This window comes from Apilactobacillus apinorum (assembly GCF_001281175.1).
Classification (GTDB): domain Bacteria; phylum Bacillota; class Bacilli; order Lactobacillales; family Lactobacillaceae; genus Apilactobacillus; species Apilactobacillus apinorum.
In genome coordinates, this window is the sequence record NZ_KQ440395.1 from 601489 (window position 1) to 620592 (window position 19104).

General features: G+C 33.7%; 21 protein-coding genes. 20 read left to right on the plus strand and 1 reads right to left on the minus strand.

All coding sequences use genetic code 11. The features are described from left to right. Nucleotides 1-10: 10 nt before the first annotated feature. From mutL to trxA, 14 genes are all read left to right on the plus strand, one after another. Nucleotides 11-1933, plus strand: a complete 1923-nt coding sequence (gene mutL / locus RZ74_RS02495) for a DNA mismatch repair endonuclease MutL (RefSeq protein ID WP_053949874.1) — start codon at nucleotides 11-13, stop codon at nucleotides 1931-1933. A 12-nt stretch (nucleotides 1934-1945) separates the two neighbouring features. After that, nucleotides 1946-2560, plus strand: coding sequence for a Holliday junction branch migration protein RuvA (gene ruvA, locus RZ74_RS02500; protein ID WP_053949875.1), 615 nt, complete (start codon nucleotides 1946-1948; stop codon nucleotides 2558-2560). A gap of 15 nt (nucleotides 2561-2575) precedes the next feature. Continuing rightward, a complete protein-coding gene (gene ruvB, locus RZ74_RS02505; protein ID WP_053949876.1) occupies nucleotides 2576-3586 on the plus strand; it encodes a Holliday junction branch migration DNA helicase RuvB in 1011 nt (336 codons plus the stop codon). Between the two features lie 65 nt (nucleotides 3587-3651). After that, on the plus strand, nucleotides 3652-3969 hold the full coding sequence (gene yajC, locus RZ74_RS02510) for a preprotein translocase subunit YajC (protein ID WP_083437137.1): 318 nt from the start codon (nucleotides 3652-3654) through the stop codon (nucleotides 3967-3969). Between the two features lie 160 nt (nucleotides 3970-4129). Continuing rightward, nucleotides 4130-5080 carry a DHH family phosphoesterase gene (locus tag RZ74_RS02515; RefSeq protein WP_053949924.1) on the plus strand — a complete coding sequence of 317 codons (951 nt, stop codon included), beginning with the start codon at nucleotides 4130-4132 and terminating at the stop codon, nucleotides 5078-5080. Nucleotide 5081: 1 nt separating this feature from the next. Continuing rightward, nucleotides 5082-6443: a DEAD/DEAH box helicase gene (locus RZ74_RS02520; RefSeq protein WP_053949877.1), complete on the plus strand. Its 1362-nt coding sequence runs from the start codon at nucleotides 5082-5084 to the stop codon at nucleotides 6441-6443. Nucleotides 6444-6711: 268 nt separating this feature from the next. Continuing rightward, on the plus strand, nucleotides 6712-9354 hold the full coding sequence (gene alaS / locus RZ74_RS02525) for an alanine--tRNA ligase (RefSeq protein WP_053949878.1): 2643 nt from the start codon (nucleotides 6712-6714) through the stop codon (nucleotides 9352-9354). A gap of 78 nt (nucleotides 9355-9432) precedes the next feature. After that, the gene (locus RZ74_RS02530) at nucleotides 9433-9705 is read left to right on the plus strand and encodes an IreB family regulatory phosphoprotein (RefSeq protein ID WP_053949879.1); all 273 of its coding nucleotides are present in this window, start codon (nucleotides 9433-9435) and stop codon (nucleotides 9703-9705) included. A 3-nt stretch (nucleotides 9706-9708) separates the two neighbouring features. Beyond that, nucleotides 9709-10140, plus strand: a complete 432-nt coding sequence (gene ruvX / locus RZ74_RS02535) for a Holliday junction resolvase RuvX (RefSeq protein ID WP_053949880.1) — start codon at nucleotides 9709-9711, stop codon at nucleotides 10138-10140. A gap of 19 nt (nucleotides 10141-10159) precedes the next feature. Further along, complete coding sequence (locus RZ74_RS02540) at nucleotides 10160-10468, plus strand: DUF1292 domain-containing protein (protein WP_053949881.1); 309 nt, start codon at nucleotides 10160-10162, stop codon at nucleotides 10466-10468. A gap of 111 nt (nucleotides 10469-10579) precedes the next feature. Beyond that, on the plus strand, nucleotides 10580-10849 hold the full coding sequence (locus RZ74_RS02545) for a cell division protein ZapA (RefSeq protein ID WP_053949882.1): 270 nt from the start codon (nucleotides 10580-10582) through the stop codon (nucleotides 10847-10849). Next, on the plus strand, nucleotides 10849-11334 hold the full coding sequence (locus RZ74_RS02550) for a CvpA family protein (protein ID WP_053949883.1): 486 nt from the start codon (nucleotides 10849-10851) through the stop codon (nucleotides 11332-11334). The genes RZ74_RS02545 and RZ74_RS02550 overlap by 1 nt, the downstream gene beginning before the upstream one ends. A 12-nt stretch (nucleotides 11335-11346) precedes the next feature. Beyond that, nucleotides 11347-13704: an endonuclease MutS2 gene (locus RZ74_RS02555; RefSeq protein ID WP_053949884.1), complete on the plus strand. Its 2358-nt coding sequence runs from the start codon at nucleotides 11347-11349 to the stop codon at nucleotides 13702-13704. A gap of 90 nt (nucleotides 13705-13794) precedes the next feature. Next, complete coding sequence (gene trxA, locus RZ74_RS02560) at nucleotides 13795-14106, plus strand: thioredoxin (protein ID WP_053949885.1); 312 nt, start codon at nucleotides 13795-13797, stop codon at nucleotides 14104-14106. A 40-nt stretch (nucleotides 14107-14146) separates the two neighbouring features. On the opposite strand, the gene RZ74_RS02565 is transcribed toward trxA, so the two are convergent. Beyond that, nucleotides 14147-14635, minus strand: coding sequence for a YslB family protein (locus RZ74_RS02565; RefSeq protein ID WP_053949886.1), 489 nt, complete (start codon nucleotides 14633-14635; stop codon nucleotides 14147-14149). Between the two features lie 163 nt (nucleotides 14636-14798). Between RZ74_RS02565 and racE the strand changes: the two genes are divergently transcribed. From racE to RZ74_RS02595, 6 genes are all read left to right on the plus strand, one after another. After that, nucleotides 14799-15611: a glutamate racemase gene (gene racE / locus RZ74_RS02570; RefSeq protein ID WP_237756913.1), complete on the plus strand. Its 813-nt coding sequence runs from the start codon at nucleotides 14799-14801 to the stop codon at nucleotides 15609-15611. Beyond that, entirely contained in the window at nucleotides 15604-16203 is a 600-nt protein-coding gene (locus RZ74_RS02575; RefSeq protein WP_083437139.1) for an XTP/dITP diphosphatase, read from the plus strand. The genes racE and RZ74_RS02575 overlap by 8 nt, the downstream gene beginning before the upstream one ends. Before the next feature lie 80 nt (nucleotides 16204-16283). Beyond that, nucleotides 16284-16661: a DUF948 domain-containing protein gene (locus RZ74_RS02580; protein ID WP_053949888.1), complete on the plus strand. Its 378-nt coding sequence runs from the start codon at nucleotides 16284-16286 to the stop codon at nucleotides 16659-16661. Between the two features lie 15 nt (nucleotides 16662-16676). Beyond that, entirely contained in the window at nucleotides 16677-17096 is a 420-nt protein-coding gene (locus RZ74_RS02585) for a YtxH domain-containing protein (protein ID WP_053949889.1), read from the plus strand. A 152-nt stretch (nucleotides 17097-17248) separates the two neighbouring features. Then, nucleotides 17249-18250, plus strand: a complete 1002-nt coding sequence (ccpA, locus tag RZ74_RS02590) for a catabolite control protein A (RefSeq protein ID WP_053949890.1) — start codon at nucleotides 17249-17251, stop codon at nucleotides 18248-18250. Between the two features lie 99 nt (nucleotides 18251-18349). Beyond that, complete coding sequence (locus tag RZ74_RS02595; RefSeq protein ID WP_053949891.1) at nucleotides 18350-19084, plus strand: YebC/PmpR family DNA-binding transcriptional regulator; 735 nt, start codon at nucleotides 18350-18352, stop codon at nucleotides 19082-19084. Nucleotides 19085-19104: the final 20 nt, after the last annotated feature.

Below are 19104 nucleotides of genomic sequence, written 5' to 3' on the forward strand. Positions count from 1 at the left end.
GTGAATAATCTTGCATAAAATTCATGAATTGTCTGCTATTTTAGCCGATCAAATTGCAGCTGGGGAAGTTGTCGAACGTCCTGCCTCAGTTGTAAAGGAATTAGTAGAAAACGCGATCGACGCACAAAGTACACAAATTGATATCAATATTGAAGATGCAGGATTAAAGAAAATCGAAATCATTGATGATGGAATTGGGATTGAACATGATGATGTGCAAATTGCATTTAAACGTCATGCTACTAGCAAAATTAATGATCAAAAAGATTTATTTATGGTGCGTTCACTCGGTTTTAGAGGGGAAGCGCTACCTTCTATCGCTTCGGTTTCAGATGTTTATTTAAAGACGTCTACAGGAGATGAAGGAACCCAGATTCACATTAAGGGTGGAAAGATTGAAGATATCAAACCTTCTGATTCAAGACGTGGAACCAGTATTTGTGTTGAAAACTTATTTTTTAATACCCCAGCTAGACTAAAATATATGAAATCACTTCGGACTGAATTATCGCAAATTTCAGACATCGTTGATCGTCTAGCAATTGGTCATCCTGATATTGCATTCTCCCTGGTTCATAATCATAAAGAAATATTACGAACCTCTGGACGAGGACAATTAAAGCAGGTGATTGGTGATATTTATGGAGCCAAAAATTTAAAAAAGATTATTAAGATAAGTAATTCTGATAATGATTTTACGATTAATGGATACGTCAGTTTGCCTGAGTTAACCAGATCTGCCCGTAGTCATATTACGATTAATTTGAACGGTAGATATATTAAGAACTATTCTTTATTTAAGGCAATTACTGATGGCTATGGTTCAAAGTTAATGGTTGGACGATATCCAATTGCTGTTTTAAATATTGAATTAAATCCAATTTTAACTGATGTTAATGTTCATCCAACTAAGCAAACAGTTAGGATAAGCAAAGAAGAACAATTATGTAATTTGGTTGCTAAGACCATTTATGATACGATTTATAAAGAAAATCTAATTCCAGATGTGATGACAAGAGACAGAGCTGTTAAGCCCAAATATACTAATCAACAATTACAAATGGAAATTAATCAATATAGTGTTGCCAATCACGCTGAACCTAGTAAAGAGGACATAGATCCGCAAAATATTACTAGGGATGTTAAAGATGATCAAAAAAATGAAGTTGATTTAAAAGTTTCGAATATTGATTCCATTTTTATCACAAATAGAAATCAGTTAAATGATGATAATGTGATTGAATTTGCTAAAAAATATTCAGAACCGGCCTCACCATTTGATGAGGATGAAAATATTTTAGTGGAAAGCAAACCTGCTGAAGTAAGATTTCCTAAGTTGTTATATATCGGTCAATTGCATGGAACTTATTTAATTTGTGAATCTGATGATGGCATGTATATTGTTGACCAACATGCAGCCCAAGAAAGAATTAACTACGAAAGATTAAGAGAAGAGATTGGTGAGGTTTCAGATGACCAACAAAACTTATTAGTCCCACTAGTTTTAAATTATCCAAATAGGGATGCATTGATTATTTCTGAAAAATTGGAGACCCTAAAAAAAGTTGGCTTAGACATTGAATCATTTGGTAATAATAGTTTCATCATTAAACAACATCCAACATGGATTTCTGAGGGAACTGAAGAAGAGACAATTAGAGAAATGATTGATTGGGTCTTATCACATAAGGATATATCAGTGGCAGATTTCAGAGCTGATACAGCCATTATGATGAGTTGTAAACAAGCGATTAAAGCTAATCACCACTTAGATAGAAAACAAGCGGTTCATTTGCTTGAGGAGTTAGCGACTGTTAATAATCCATTCAATTGTCCTCACGGTAGACCCGTTCTGGTTTCTTTCTCAAATACTGATATGGAAAAAATGTTTAAACGAATTCAAGATCCACATGGACAAGATAAATTTATGTAAGCGAGGAAAACAATGTTCGAATATTTAAATGGAACTATTCAAGATGTACAACCGGGTTTCATAGTAATAGATGTTAATGGAGTTGGGTACTTAGTTTATACTTCTAATCCTTATGTCTATACAGTAGACAATACCGAAAAAGTAAAAGTATTTATTCACCAATCTGTTACTGATACTTCTCAAACTCTTTATGGCTTTTCAAGTAGAGAGTTAAAATCTATCTTTGAGAAATTATTAAATGTTTCTGGAATCGGTCCTAAGAGTGCACTTGCAATCATTGCCGGAAACGATCCCCAATCATTACTAAATGCGATTAATACTGAAAACGTTACTTACTTAACTAAGTTTCCTGGTGTTGGTCAAAAGACGGCTAAGCAAATCATTCTTGATTTAAAAGGCAAGCTTGATGATATCGCTCCAACCTTGTTTGATGATGTTGATGATAGTGTACCAACTGGTAATCAAACATCTGATAATCAAGAATTAGAAGATGCACTTGAAGCACTTAAAGAATTAGGATATACAGCAAAGGATATTAAGAAGGCTCGTAAAGCATTAGAAGAAATTCCTGCTACAAGCACCGAAGAATATCTAAGACAAGGACTAACAGCAGTTACCAAATTATAAAGGGAGGATTCATAAATGAATGATGACCGCATCGTCTCTGGTGATATTGAGGGACAAATGGAAGATTCTTTTGAAAAATCATTACGACCACAGTTCCTATCTGAATATATTGGTCAAGATGATTTAAAGAAAGAATTGTCTGTATATATCAAAGCAGCTAAACAGAGAGAAGAAACGTTGGATCATGTATTACTATATGGACCTCCGGGACTTGGTAAAACCACATTAGCAATGGTTATTGCTAATGAAATGAATACTAATATTAAAACTACCAGTGGGCCAGCAATTGAAAAGACTGGTGATTTGGCAGCGCTATTAAACGAACTTCAACCAGGTGATATTTTATTTATTGATGAAATTCACCGACTACCTAAAACGGTTGAAGAAATGTTATATTCTGCAATGGAAGATTTCAGTGTCGATATTGTTGTTGGGCAAGGTCCAACCGCACATCCGGTTCATTTACCATTGCCACCATTCACATTGATTGGTGCGACCACAAGAGCAGGGTTATTATCAGCACCTTTTAGAGATCGTTTTGGAATTGTCGAACATATGAAATACTACAATGTAGAAGACTTACAAGACATTGTAATTAGATCAGCCGATATATTTGAAACAGAAATTGTAGATCAAGGTGCACATGAAATTGCGCGTAGATCTAGAGGAACACCTCGAATTGCCAATCGTTTGTTAAAAAGAGTTCGTGATTTCGCTCAAGTTGATGAGAAAGAAAACGTGGATGTTGAGATTGTTGATAAGGCTTTAACCATGTTGGGCGTCGATAATAAAGGTCTTGATGCGACTGATATTAAGCTATTAAAAACCATGATTGAGTTTTATAATGGTGGTCCGGTTGGAGTTTCTACTCTAGCAGCAAACATTGGAGAAGAAGTTAACACGATAGAAGAAATGTATGAACCATATCTACTACAAATTGGATTTATTAAGAGAACTGCAAGGGGAAGAGTTGTTACCCAAGAGGGATATACGCACTTGAATTACCCATATAATCTTGATAAGTAAAACTGGACTAAGTAGATAATCTTTGGTAACATATATACTAAATTATAGAAGGTACGGTGAGTTAAATGATTCAAAACTACAGTGGATTTATTATTTTAATCGTTTTATTTGCGATTATGTATTTCTTGGTTATCAGACCACAAAAGAAACAACAACAAAAACATGCTGAAACTCTAAAGCAACTTCAAAAGGGTGACCACGTTGTTACAATTGGTCGTTTACACGGAATCGTTGATGATATCAATGAAGAAGAAAAAACAGTTACTTTAGATTGTGATGGTATTTACCTAGTATTTGATTTAACTGCTGTTGCTAAAGTTACAGAACGTGTAGCAGAAGCTAAGTCTGAAGAAACTTCAGAAGTTAAAGAAGACAAAGAATAATTTAATAGTATTTTTAAAGACAGTTATCAGCATTGCTGGTGATTGTCTTTTTGTTTTCAAAGACTTTAACAACCAGTCAACGCGTATGATATAATTATGGTATTGATAAATAATGAGGTTAGTAGGGACAAAAATGAACAAAATTTTAAATCTTTTGAATATTTCACCACAAAGAAAAATAATTAAAGCGATTTGTGACTTCGATACAATTATTATTCATAGACATCAACGTCCAGATCCAGATGCATATGGTTCACAAATGGGATTAGCTGAAATCATAAAGACATCTTTTCCAAATAAAAAGGTTTATTGTGTTGGTAAGCAATATAACAGCTTTGATTGGTTAGGAAAAACTGATGAAATTGATGATGAAGTATATAAAAACGCTTTGGTTATTGTTGTAGATACAGCAAACCAACCAAGAGTAGACGATGATAGATATACTCAGGGTAAGATGATGATTAAGATTGATCATCATCCCAATGACGATCAATTTGGTGACATTATGTGGGTCGTTCCGGAAGCATCAAGTACTTCCGAATTGATTTATGATTTATTTGAATCATCACATCGATTAAAAATAAGTAGCAATGCTGGTCGACTATTATATGCTGGTATCGTTGGAGATACTGGTCGTTTTAAATACCCATCAACATCAGCAAACACATTTAGAGTAGCATCAAAATTAGCTCAATTAGACTTTTCAACAACAGAAGTAAATACAATTGAATCATCAATTGATTTACCAATGGCTAGATTATCCGCATATGTTTATGAAAACCTAGACATTACAGATAATGGTGCTGCTTCAATTGTTTTAACTGATGAAATTTTGAAGAAATATGAACTTATTAATGAAAGTACATCTGCAGTTGTACCGTTACCAGGTAATATCAATCAAGTAATGTCTTGGGCTGTATTTATTCAAAAAGAAGATGGTACTTTTAAAATCAGTTTACGTTCTAAGGGCCCTGCAATTAATGAGCTAGCCAAACAATTTGGCGGTGGCGGACATGATTTAGCTAGTGGTGCTGCTGCACAAAATGAAGATGAAATTAAGTCTGTGATTAGTAAATTAGATGAAATCGTAGCTAGTTACAAAGGAGAATAGAATGCCAAGTACATTTAAGCAATACAACTTAAAGCCATTTTTATATGATGCTTTAGACGAATTAAACTTTAGAGAACCAACGGCAATTCAGGAAAAGATTATTCCTGAAATTAGAAAGAATAGAAGCGTTGTCGGACAATCTGCAACAGGAAGTGGTAAAACTCATGCTTTCTTGTTACCAATTTTCGATCAACTTAATGTTGATAAACTTGAAGTGCAAGCAGTTATAACAACACCTAGTCGTGAACTTGCATATCAAATCTATAATAATGCTAAGCAATTAGCTAAACATTCTGACAAAACTATTCACATCGTTAACTATGTGGGTGGAACTGATAAGTCTAGACAAATCGAAAAATTAAAGAATGAACAACCACAAATCGTTATTGGAACTCCAGGTCGTATTAACGATTTAATCAAGGGACAATATTTACAAGTTCATACCGCAACACAACTAGTAATTGATGAAGCTGATATGACCTTAGATTTAGGATTTTTAGCTGATATTGATAATATTGCGGCTAGTTTTGGAAAAGATGTTCAAATGATGGTCTTTTCTGCTACTATTCCACAAAAGTTAAAACCATTTTTAAAGAAATATTTGGAAAATCCTTATGTTGAAAATATCCCTAATCAAGCAGTTATTAGTCCAACAATTGATAATTGGCTAATCTCTACCAAGGGACAAAACAAGAATGAATTAATTCATAAGTTAATCACATTAGGTGAACCATATCTTGTTTTAATTTTCGCCAACACAAGAAAACGTGTGGAAGAAATTTATGATTATCTAAGAAACCAAGGCCTAAAAGTCGGAATTGTTTCAGGTGATTTAAATCCACGTGAAAGAAAACGTACTATGAAGCAAATTCAAAATCTTGAATTCCAATATGTTGTAGCAACTGATTTAGCTGCCCGTGGAATTGATATTGAAGGGGTTTCAGACGTTATTAATGACGATATTCCAGATGATTTAGAATACTTTATTCATCGTGTCGGAAGAACTGGTAGAAATAATATGCCAGGAACAGCCGTAACCTTATATTCACCTGATGAAGAAGACGAAATTGATGCATTAGAAAAAATGGGAATTACATTTAAGCCTAAGGCAATCAAGAATGATCGCGTTGAAGATACTTATGATCGTAATCGTCGTAAGACACATCGTCGAGGTCATGATAAGCTAGAACCAACTATGATTGGTATGATTAAGAAGAAAAAGAAAAATGTAAAACCTGGTTACAAGAACAAGATTAAACAAGAACTAAAGAGAAACGATGAAATGAATCGTCGTATCCAACAAAGAGAAGAAGGACGTCGTAAGAGAAAGTCCAAGAAGAGTAGTTCACAACGTTACAGATAACGTTTGACAGGGGTTTTAATAAACCATATAATTTAATTATATAAAAGAGAACATACTAGACTATTGGTGAATTTATAGAGACATCTTGGTTGGTGAAAAAGGTGATGACCTTTAGTGTGGTGCTATCTCGAATTTGTTATATTAATCGCTTCTCAGCGTTATTGAGACTAAAGAGGTATACGAAAGAACATCGTTGCAAGTAAAGTGGTACCGCGCGTGAGCGTCTTTACTAGCAACGGTGTTTTTGTGCTTATAGGAGGGTATTTCTATGAAAAAATTAGATAGTAGTCAAATTCGTGCTATGTATTTGGAATTTTTCAAACAACATGGTCACACAATTGAACCAAGTGCATCACTAGTTCCAAAGGATGATCCATCATTACTATGGATTAACTCTGGTGTTGCAACTATGAAAAAATATTTTGATGGTAGTGTAGTACCAAAGAACCATCGTTTAACAAGTTCACAAAAAAGTATTAGAACTAACGATATTGAAAATGTTGGTAAGACAGCTCGTCACCATACATTATTTGAAATGCTAGGAAACTTTTCTGTAGGTGATTACTTTAAAGAAGAAGCCATTAAATGGGCTTTTGAGTTACTAACATCACCTGATTGGTTTGGATGGGACAAAGAAAAACTATACATGACTGTTTATCCAGAAGATACAGATGCTAAAAAGTTCTGGCAAGAAGCTGGTGTAGCTCCAGATCATTTAATCGATATGGATGATAACTTCTGGGATATTGGTCAAGGACCTTCAGGACCAGATACCGAAATTTTCTATGATCGTGGAGAAAAATATGATGATTTAGCTCCAGATGATCCTGAAAACTATCCTGGTGGAGAAAACGAACGTTATCTAGAAGTATGGAACATTGTTTTCTCACAATTTAACCACAAACCTGACGACACATACGAACCACTTCCTAGAAAAAACATTGATACGGGGATGGGACTAGAACGTGTTGTATCAATTTTCGAAGATGCACCAACAAACTTCGAAACTGATTTGTTCATGCCAATTATTGAAAAAACTCAATCATTTAGTGGCGACAAGAAGTACGGCGTTGATGCTAAAGACGATATCGACTTTAAGATTATTGCTGACCATGCGAGAGCTATTACTTTTGCAATCGGTGATGGAGCACTACCTTCAAATGTGGGTAGAGGATACGTTATTCGTCGTTTAATTAGAAGAGCGATTGTTTCAGGACATCGTTTAGGAATTAAGGATGACTTCTTATACAAATTAGTACCTGTTGTGGGTGAAATTATGAAGTCATACTACCCAGAAGTATTAGAACAAAAAGATTACCTAGAAAAGGTTATTCATTCAGAAGAAAAACGTTTCAATGAAACACTTTCAGATGGATTACAACTACTAGGTGACTTAATGGATGATTTAAAATCAAACAATCAAAGTGTTGTTGAAGGAAAAGATGCCTTCAAACTATACGATACTTATGGTTTCCCTCTTGAAATGACAAAGGAATACCTAGAAGATGCTGGTTACTCAGTTGATGAAGTTGGTTTTAAAGCAGAAATGCAAAAACAAAAAGACCGTGCCAGAAATGCTCGTGGTAACGACAAATCAATGGGAGTTCAAAGAGACCTATTAATCGATATTAAAACTCCTAGTGAATATGTTGGATACACACAACTTGAAGTAAAAAATGCTAAGTTGATTGACTTAATCGTTGATGAAAAATTAGTGGATCAAGCTGGTGAAGGTGAAGCTGAAGTAATTTTTGATAAAACACCATTCTACGCTGAAATGGGTGGACAAGTTGCTGATCAAGGAACCATTATTGATGAAAATGGTAATGTTTGTGCTAATGTTGTTGATGTTCAACATGCTCCAAACGGTCAAAACTTACACACTGTAGAAATTATTACAAGCTTATCAAAAGACCATTCATATGAATTACAAGTTGATCGTAAGTTCCATGCGCTAGTTGAACACAACCATACTGCTACTCATTTACTTGATCAATCACTTAGAAATGTTCTAGGAGATCATACTCAACAAGCTGGATCATTAGTTGAACCAAATTACTTAAGATTTGACTTTACTCACTTTGGTTCAGTTACTAAGGAAGACCTACAAAAAGTTGAAGACTTAGTTAATGCTGAAATCTTTAAAGCTGATCCAGTTAATACTGTTGAAACTGATCAAGAAACAGGTAAAAAGATGGGAGCCATCGCCTTATTTGATAGCAAATATGGAGACAAGGTTCGTGTTGTTTCTGCTGGAGATTATTCAATTGAATTCTGTGGTGGTAACCACGTTTCAAACACTAGTGAAATTGGTTTATTCAAGATTGTCTCTGAATCAGGTGTTGGTGCCGGTGTCAGAAGAATTGAAGCCGTTACTTCAAAGGCAGCTTTTGATTATCTAAATAATGAAGAATCATTATTAAAACAAGTTGCTGAACAAGTTAAGACTAGTCAAATTAAAGAAGTGCCTAACAAAGTTGCTCAACTTCAAGAACAAGTTAAGCAATTACAACAAAAACAAGAAAAACTAGAATCAAAATTAGCCAGTCAACAAGCTGATTCAGTATTTGATGACATCAAAGAAGTTAATGGTAAATCTATTATTACTGGTGTCTTAAACGTTTCAGGTATGGATCAACTTAGACAATTAGCTGATACTTGGAGATCAAAGAACTTATCTGATGTTTTAGTATTAGGAACCCAAAGTGGCGATAAAGCCAACTTAATCGTTGCTGTTAGTGACGAACAAGTTAAAAATGGTCTAAAAGCTGGCGACATTATCAAAGCTATTTCTAGCGAAATTAACGGAGGCGGAGGCGGACGTCCAAACATGGCTCAAGCTGGTGGTTCTAAGCCAGAAGGTCTTCCTGCAGCAATGAGCGCAGCTGTTGATTGGTTAGAAAAATTATAAAATTAGTTATGTTTAAGTTTTAATTTTGACTAAGTAGAATTATAATGAACCTACGTCATATATTTAGAGGTGTTATAAATGAGTGCTTCAGATAAAACAATGTATTTTGATTTGAATAACAATTCTCCTAAAAATGTTCATGACACACTTTTAGTTGTGTTTAATGCTTTAGAGGAAAAGGGATACGATCCATATAATCAAATCGTCGGTTACTTAATATCCGGAGATCCAGCATATATTCCTCGATTTAATGATGCTCGTAATTTAATTCGTCGATATGAAAGAGATGAAATTATCGAAGAACTAGTAAGATTTTACTTGGATAAGAATAACGATCGTGAGGGTAAATAATATATGAGATTAATGGGGATGGATGTTGGTTCTAGAACAGTTGGAATTTCAGTCAGTGATTTATTAGGATGGACTGCACAAGGTGTTGAAATCATAACAATCAATGAGGATGAAGAACAATTTGGACTAGAACGAGTAGCCGAATTAGTCGAAAAATATCAAGTTACTGGTTTTGTTCTGGGATTGCCAAAGAACATGAACAATACTTCAGGTCCAAGAGTTGAAGCTGCTAAACGATATGGTGATATGCTAATTGAAAAGTTTAATCTCCCTGTGGATTTTGTCGATGAACGACTAACTACAGTTGAAGCTGAAAGAATGCTGATCGAAAAAGCTGATACTTCACGAAAGAAACGCAAAAAAGTAATTGATAAGATTGCTTCCGAGTTAATTTTACAAACATATCTTGATAAAAAGGGTAAACTAACTCAATAAACTAGAAGAGGTGTATACAATGAACAACGAACAAGAAAAACAACAAATTTCATTAGTTGATGAAAAAGGTAACGAAGAATTATATGATGTCTTATTCACATTTGAATCAGATGATTACGGTAAATCATACATCTTAGTTTACCCAGCAGGTAAAGCAGATGATGAAGAAGTAAATATTGAAGCATATGCATTACCAGCAGGTGATGATCCTATGGATCCTCAAGGTGGAGATTTACAATTAATCGAAACTGATGAAGAATGGGAAATGGTTGAATCTGTTTTAAATACACTATTAAACACAGATGAAGACAGTGATTCAGAAGAATAATTAGTTTTTTCTAAAAAAGATGCCTAAGGGCATCTTTTTTTATATCCATTACTGGAGTTAAAAGTCGTTTTCATGCTAAAATGGACTAGTATTAATGGAGGTTTTCGAACTATGAACGAATCAAATCAACGCTTTAAGGCAGTCATCGGCAAGAAGGATTACACTTTTGTCGGTAAAAGCTCTGCTGAACATATGAAAACAGTTACTGAACTAATGAATAGACAACTTGTGCAATTAAAAGAAATGGCACCAGACATTAATGATGAAGATGCTGCAATCTTATTAGCATTTAATGCTTTTTCTGAACAATTAAAATTGCAAGATAAAATTAATGAATTAACACATAATGATGATTACAATCAAGAAGGAAACTGGAAATAATGCTATTCAATATTATTATTATTTTATTATTCGTGTATGGTATTTACGATGGATATCGTCGCGGATTAGTGAATGAGATTTTACGAATTGTTGGATTTATGTTTAGCTTACTATTTTCTCTTTACTATGCACGAGACTTAAGTCAGGCTATTTTTGGTCATTCAAGTATGATTAACGATCAGATATTAAGCAATAGTATTAGTTTTTTTATTCTTTTTATGCTATCTGGTATTATTGTCAGAATCGTTATATCCATTGTTGATAAATTAACTCATATCCCGGTAATTCATCAAATTAATTCAATTGGTGGAACTGTTATAGGACTTGTAATTGCATACTTAACAATTTTATTTATTTTGAATGTGATTTCTGTTTTACCTGACAATCAAATTACACAACAGTATGAAAAATCAAGTATAGCCAATTTTATGGTTAATAAGACACCAGTTTTATCTCATGATTTATATGAAAAATGGTTAAGATAAGGTGATTAAATAATGAATGATAAAGTATTAAATACTTTAGAATATAAGAAAATAAAACAGTCAATTGAACAATATTTAACCACTAAAAACGGACAAAAAGAATTATCCGAATTATATCCGGTGGATAATCCTAATACTATTCAAACGTGGTTAGATGAAACCGATGATGGTGCTCATATTCTTAGATTAGATAAGGAAATATCAATTCCAAAGCTAGAGGATGTATCTCCATATATTAAACGTCTAAAGATTGATGCATCATTAAACGGAAGTGAACTTGCTAAGATTAATAAGGTGTTAAAGACCTCAAATTATTTAGTGAGATTTTTCGATAATTTGAAAGCCGATGATGTTTCTTTAAATCGACTATATAAATTAATTAACGAAGTTCAATCAGTTCCAACAATTTCAAAACAATTATCTGATTCAATCGATGACGATGGTCGAGTTTTAAGCACGGCCTCTTCTGAATTAAATTCAATTAGAAGAAGAATGGATGTAATCAAGAGCCAAGTTCGTTCTATTATGAATCAATATACTCAAAAAAACAGTAAAGATTTAACGGAACCGATTGTAACAATTAGAGAAGATCGAATGGTTTTACCTGTTAAGGCTGAAAATAAGAATAAATTTGGTGGAATTGTTCATGATAGAAGTTCATCTGGACAAACTTTATATATTGAACCAGCTTCAACTGTCGGCTTAAATACGGAACTACGTCAAAAAGAAGTCGAAGAAAGAGTTGAAGAGAGAAGAATTTTAGCAGAGTTGTCAGACTTAATTCGACCTTATCAATATGAAATTATTAACAACGCAAAGTTGTTAGGTCATTTTGATTTAATTAATGCGAAGGCTAAGTATGCTAGAAGTTTAAAGGCAACTAGACCCACAATTTCAAAGGAAAATATTGTTAACTTAAAGCAAGCAAGGCATCCGATGATTAGTTTGGATAAGGTAGTTGCTAACGATTTATATATCGGTGGTGAAAACAAATCAATTATCATCACTGGTCCTAATACAGGTGGTAAGACAATTACTATTAAAACAATTGGATTACTTCAATTAATGGCACAGTCAGGATTATTTGTTACTGCTAATGAAGGCTCAAGTGTAGCTGTATTTGATAATGTATTTGCAGATATTGGTGATGAACAATCAATCGAGCAAAATTTGAGTACATTTTCATCACATATGGATAATATCGTTGATATTTTAAATAGTACAACCAAGAAAAGCTTAGTTATTTTAGATGAATTGGGAGCTGGTACTGATCCAAAAGAAGGAGCAGCGCTTGCAATGTCTATTTTAGATAAATTGTCTGAACAAGGTTGTGATGTAGTTGCTACTACTCATTATCCTGAACTGAAAGTATTTGCATATAATCGACCTGAAACGATTAATGCTTCCATGGAATTTGATAGCGAAACACTACAACCCACATATCATTTGTTGATGGGAATTCCTGGACAAAGTAATGGTTTAAATATTGCTTCTCGCCTTGGATTAGACGAAAGTATCATTGTTGAAGCTAGATCATTAGTTGATCAAGAAAGCCAAGACCTTAATAACATGATTGTTGAATTGACTGAACAAACTAAGCGAGCACGTGAAAATGCTGACGAATTATCTGTTCAGTTGAATGATGCAACTCAATTGCATTCTGATTTATCAGAAGAGTTTACTAAGTATAAGAATCAAAAAGATAAATTAGTATTAGCAGCTAAGCAAAAAGCTAATGAGATCGCTGACGCAGCTAAGCAAAAAGCTGACGCAATCATTAAAGATTTGCGTGAAAAGCAAAAGCAAATTGGAGAAGTTAGTGTTAAGGAAAATGAGTTAATTGACGCACAAGGTCAATTAAATTCACTACGTCACGATGTTGATTTAGTGCATAATCGTGTTTTAAAGAAGGCTAAAGCTAAGCATGACTTCCATAAAGGTGACGATGTTATGGTTAAGTCTTATGGTCAAAGAGGGGTTCTTATGCAAAAACTTGCACCAACTGAATGGGAAGTTCAATTGGGAATTTTGAAAATGAGAATCGATGAGTCCGATATGGAAAAAATTAATGTTAAAAACGATGAAACTAGATTTAACTCTAAGGTAAAACGGACCTCCTCAAAAGGACTATCAGCTAAGCTTGATTTAAGAGGGCATCGATATGAAGAAGCAATGCATGAAGTTGATCAATACTTAGATTCCGCAGTATTAGCCGGATATCCTTCAGTTACAATTATTCATGGAAAAGGAACAGGTGCTTTGCGTCAAGGGGTCACAGAACTATTACAAAGTGATCGAAGAGTGGCTTCGTTTAATTATTCACCAGCGAATGCTGGAGGAGACGGTTCAACCGTGGTAGAATTAAAGTAGAATATTAAATCGTATAAGACATATTCGTTGCAATTAAAATTAAAAATGATAAACTTACTTTCAGTAAGAGAAATAAGGAGGCATATTATTATGGTTTCAGAAACAACTGATAAGACATTTGAAAAAGATACTTCTGAAGGTGTTACATTAACTGACTTTTGGGCAACTTGGTGTGGTCCTTGTCGTATGCAATCACCTGTTGTTGATCAACTAGCAGAAGAAATGGGTGATCAAGTTACATTCAACAAGATGGATGTTGATCAAAACCCAGAAACTCCACAAAAGTTTGGAATTATGAGTATCCCAACTTTACTTGTTAAGAAAGATGGAGAAGTTGTAGATAGCATTGTTGGTTATCACAGCAAAGAACAATTAGCTAAAATTTTAGGTCAATACCTATAATAAAAAAAGAACCTGATGAATTAATCATCAGGTTCTTTTTTTATTGTTTTAAGTCAAAGTTTTTAATTTCTTCTTCAATAACTGGAGCAGGGTTCTTAGGATCCATGTGAACACGAATTAAAACGGTACCGTTCTTTTCTTCTTTAGGATTCATTTCTGCTTCAGAGATTACTTTAAATTGTTGTTGAGCAATTTGAGCTAGAAAACCAGCTTCAAACATGAAATCAGCATCTGGATTAGCTTCGATTCTCTTAGCAACAATATCTCCGCTAAGAGTCCATTTTATTTCATATTTGTTTTCAGATTCAATAGTTAAATCTCCAAGACCAGCTTGTTTAAAGAATAAAACGATGTCTAAAGCATCCTTTAGTGGGTATTTTCTAGCAATTTTTTTACCAGCCCAGTACATAATGCTATGAGTGTCATTACCTAGTAAATCATTAAGTAAGACATCTCTTAATAATTCTTGTCCCCAAAAAGGACGAGTAGAATTATCTTCCATTATTTTATTGTAAAGATTGTTATCCATACTGTTTACCTCAATTCCTTATATACAAGTTTATTATATTATAAATTAAACTTAATTTACACAGGTTGAGAAAATTTAGTTCATTTATGTATTAATATTCATGATAGTTTGCCTTAAACATGATAATATTAATTATGTGGAATTGCGAAAGAAGGTTAAACTATTGAATAAAAAAGCGATTGGATTTATGGATTCTGGAGTAGGTGGATTAACAATCGCCAAAGTCGCAATGCAAAAACTACCAAAAGAAAACATAATTTATTTTGGCGATGAAGCAAGATTGCCATATGGTGAGAAGACTCCCGAACAAATAAAAAGCTATGCATTACAAATATCAAAATTTTTAATATCTAAGGAAATTAAGATGTTAGTGATTGCTTGCAATACTGCAACTGCACTAGCATTACCTTTTTTAAAGGAACAATTATCAATCCCAGTGATTGGAGTTATTAATCCCGGAAGTCTAGCAGCTGTAAAAGCTACTAACAATAATCATGTTGGAGTGATTGCCACTAACGGAACCGTCAAAAGTGGCAAATATGAAAATGAAATTAAAAGCGTAGACGCAAACATTGATGTTGTAAGCCTAGGTTGTCCTAGTTTCGTAACAATGGTAGAAAGTCAAGGATATAAAGAGTCCTCAAATCAATCAAATGTTGATGAAGTACTAGAAAAAATTAAATCAGATAACATTGATACGTTGGTTATGGGATGCACTCATTTTCCAATTATGCGTTCAATGATTCAACAATCAATGGGGGATAATGTTCAATTAATTGATCCAGGTGTAGAAACAATTAAGCAAGTGGAATCAATTTTAAAAGAGAATGATATTTACAATGATTGTGAAGATAAACCGCAATATGATTTTTATACTACTGGGGATGTTAATCAGTTTAAATCAATTGCCAAAGAGTGGTTGAATCAAGATATAAATGTAAAACATATTGACGTGAAAGAATTGGAGGATTATTAAGGTGGATACAATTGTAATTGCTACAAATAACCCAAATAAAGCTAGAGAGTTTAGAGAAATGTTTGCAGATAAAAACATTCAATTTAAAACATTAGCAGATTTTCCAGACATTAAGGAGATTAATGAAAACGGTAGTTCATTTGAAGAAAATGCGACTATTAAAGCCGAAGCAGTAAGTAATCTTACTAATTTACCAGTTTTAGCTGATGATTCAGGATTGGAAGTACATTCAATTAATGATGAACCAGGAATTAAGTCTGCTAGATATGCTGGTGATCATGATGATGCTGCAAATAATAAAAAGTTATTAGATAAATTAAAAGGTATGCAAGATAAATCTGCTAGTTTCGTAACCTGTTTGGTGTTACTAAATCCAGAAGGTAAGAAATTAGTGGTTTATGGAACTGTTGATGGTGAAATATTAGATGCACCAAAAGGTAACAATGGATTTGGATACGATCCATTGTTTTATGTTCCATCGAAGCATAAATCAATGGCCGAAATGACTGATGATGAAAAGAATGAAATTAGTCATAGAGGTAATGCAATTAGAAATTTATACCAAAAGTTCGATGAATGGTGGAAGGTTTAATAATTAATTAAGTAGATACTAATTGTAAATTTATAAGTTAAATGCTATTCTAAACATATCTAGTTAAGAGGAGGGGTTGCATGACAATTGGAGAATTAGCAGGTTTAATTGCCGCAATTGCTTTTTTCATTATTGCAATTAGTGTTGCTGTGCTTCTTATTAAGCTATCAAAGACGGTAGATCAAGTTAATAAAAATATTAGTTCCATTTCTCAAGATATTGATGTAATATCTAAGCAAGCGGAAGATATATTAGCTAGCTCAAACTCATTAGTTAAGGACATTAATGAAAAAATCAATATCTTAGACCCAGTTTATCAAGCTGCCGCCGATGTTGGTCAAAGTGTTAGTGATTTAAATACCGCAACAAAAAACTTAACCAAAAAATTCCAAAACAGAAATAAGAAGTCATTTATGGAAAAAGCTGCTGGAGTAGGTTTAAGAATGTTTAAAAAATAAGAAGGAGTGTTTTTTATGAAAAAGACAGGACTATTTTTATTAGGATTAACCACTGGTGCAGCCGCTGCTGCATACTTCGCTTACCGTAAGATGGATGATGAAAAAACCAAAGAATTAGTAGACAAAACTGTTAAAACAGCTAACGATCTAAAGGATAGAGCATTAGACTATGCATTCTATGCCTTAGATTCAGTTGATGATGTTAAGGAATCATTACAATACAAGACATCAGATGCTACATCAAAGATTAAAGATGCTGCTGGTAAAGTTAATGACAATGTTGTTAACAAAGCACAATACTATTATGATGAAGGTAGCACACAATTTCATAAAGCTGCCGATAGTTTAAGAAATCAAGTTCGTAAAGCTAACGATTCTGAAGATGACGTAGTTATTGAACCAGATTTCTTAAAACATTCAGATGAAGAAAAATAAATAGAAATTAAAGAAGCCTAGATTTTATCTAGGCTTTTTTATTGCTTTATAAGTTAGTAGTCTTGTTAATTTCTCATATTTCTGATATATTTGTAAACATATTGAAAGCGCTATGAAAACATATTCGGCGAGCTTAAAGAGGAGTTTGAGGGATGGACAAGCAAAATGTGACAATTTATGATGTTGCAAGAGAAGCTGGTGTTTCCATGGCTACGGTTTCCAGAGTTTTGAACGGTAACAGTAACGTAAGACAAACCACTAAAGAAAAGGTTTTGCAGGTTATAGATAATCTGGACTATCGCCCTAATGCTGTAGCAAGGGGACTTGCAAGCAAGAAAACTACAACAGTAGGTGTAATTATTCCAGATGTTACGGATGGTTACTTTTCTTCTTTAGCTAGGGGAATTGATGATATTGCGACAATGTACAATTACAATATTATTTTAGCCAATTCGGATGACAATCCGGGAAAAGAAGCATCGGTTCTTAATACATTATTAGGAAAACAAGTTGATGGAATCATTTTTATGGGTAATGAAATCGACGATCACTTAAGAGATGAATTTAAGAGATCTGACTGCCCAATTGTTTTAGCTGGTTCAGTTGATATTAATAATTCAGTTCCTAGTGTCAACATTGATTATGTTGATGCTGTAATGAATGAAACTAACAGATTGATACAACACGGTAATCAAAAAATTGCTTTTGTATCAGGACCACTAAAACAAGCAATTAATAAGGACTATCGTCTAAAAGGATATAAGAAAGCGCTAAATAGTAATAACATTTCATTTAGTGATGATTTAGTTTTTGAAACTACTAGTACTTATGAAGATGGCTATAATTTAGCTGATGAAGTAATCAAAAAGAATATTACCGCAGCGGTTGTTACTAATGATGAATTAGCAGCTGGTCTATTGAACGCTATGACTGATAGAGGAGTAGTCGTTCCTGATGATTTTGAGATTTTTACTAGCAATAATACAAAATTAGCTAAGATGTTGAGACCACAATTGTCATCCATAACACAACCACTATATGATATTGGTGCCGTTGCTATGAGACTACTAACTAAGATCATGAATCAGGAAAAAATTGATGATAAGTATGTAGTCTTAGGATATGAAATTGAAGAAAGACAATCTACTAAATAGCCATGGTTGTAAACTTGATTAATTATATCCTGATTGATATAATTGATATGTTTGTAAACTAAAAGAAAACAATAGATATTCGAGAGGAGTGCTGTGATTATGTCAGGACATTCAAAATGGCATAACATTCAAGGACGTAAGGGTGCCCAAGATAAGAAACGTGGTAAGATTTTCCAAAAATTATCTCGTGATTTATACCAAGCTGCAAAAGCTGGTGGCCCAGAACCAGATGGTAACCCACAATTACGTCTTGTGATTGATAAAGCCCATGCTGCCAACATGCCTAAAGATAACATTCAACGTGCTATTGATAAGGCTTCTGGTCAAGGTGGAGCAAACTACGAAGAAATTACTTACGAAGGATATGGACCTGCTGGTACAGCAATCATGGTTTCTTGTTTAACTGATAACAAAAACCGTACTGCTGCTGCCGTTCGTTCAGCATTCAGTCACCATGGTGGTTCTCTAGGTTCAAACGGTTCAGTTTCATACATGTTTGATCGTAAAGGATACATCGTTATCTTACGTGACGGTTTAGACGTTGACGAAGATAGTATGCTAATGGATGTTTTAGATGCTGGTGGAGAAGATATGAGAGCTGATGAAGATCAATTTGAAATCTTTACTCAACCATCTGACTTAACTTCTGTAAGAGATGCACTTCAAGATAAATATGATTTAGATACTGCTGAAGTTACAATGTTCCCTCAAAACAAGACTGCTGTACCAAGTGATAAAGTATCACAATACACTGGCTTAATTGATGAACTTGATGAAAACGATGACGTTCAAGACGTCTACGAAGCAGCTGAATTACCAGAATCTGCTGAATAATTATTAAAGATGCACATTTT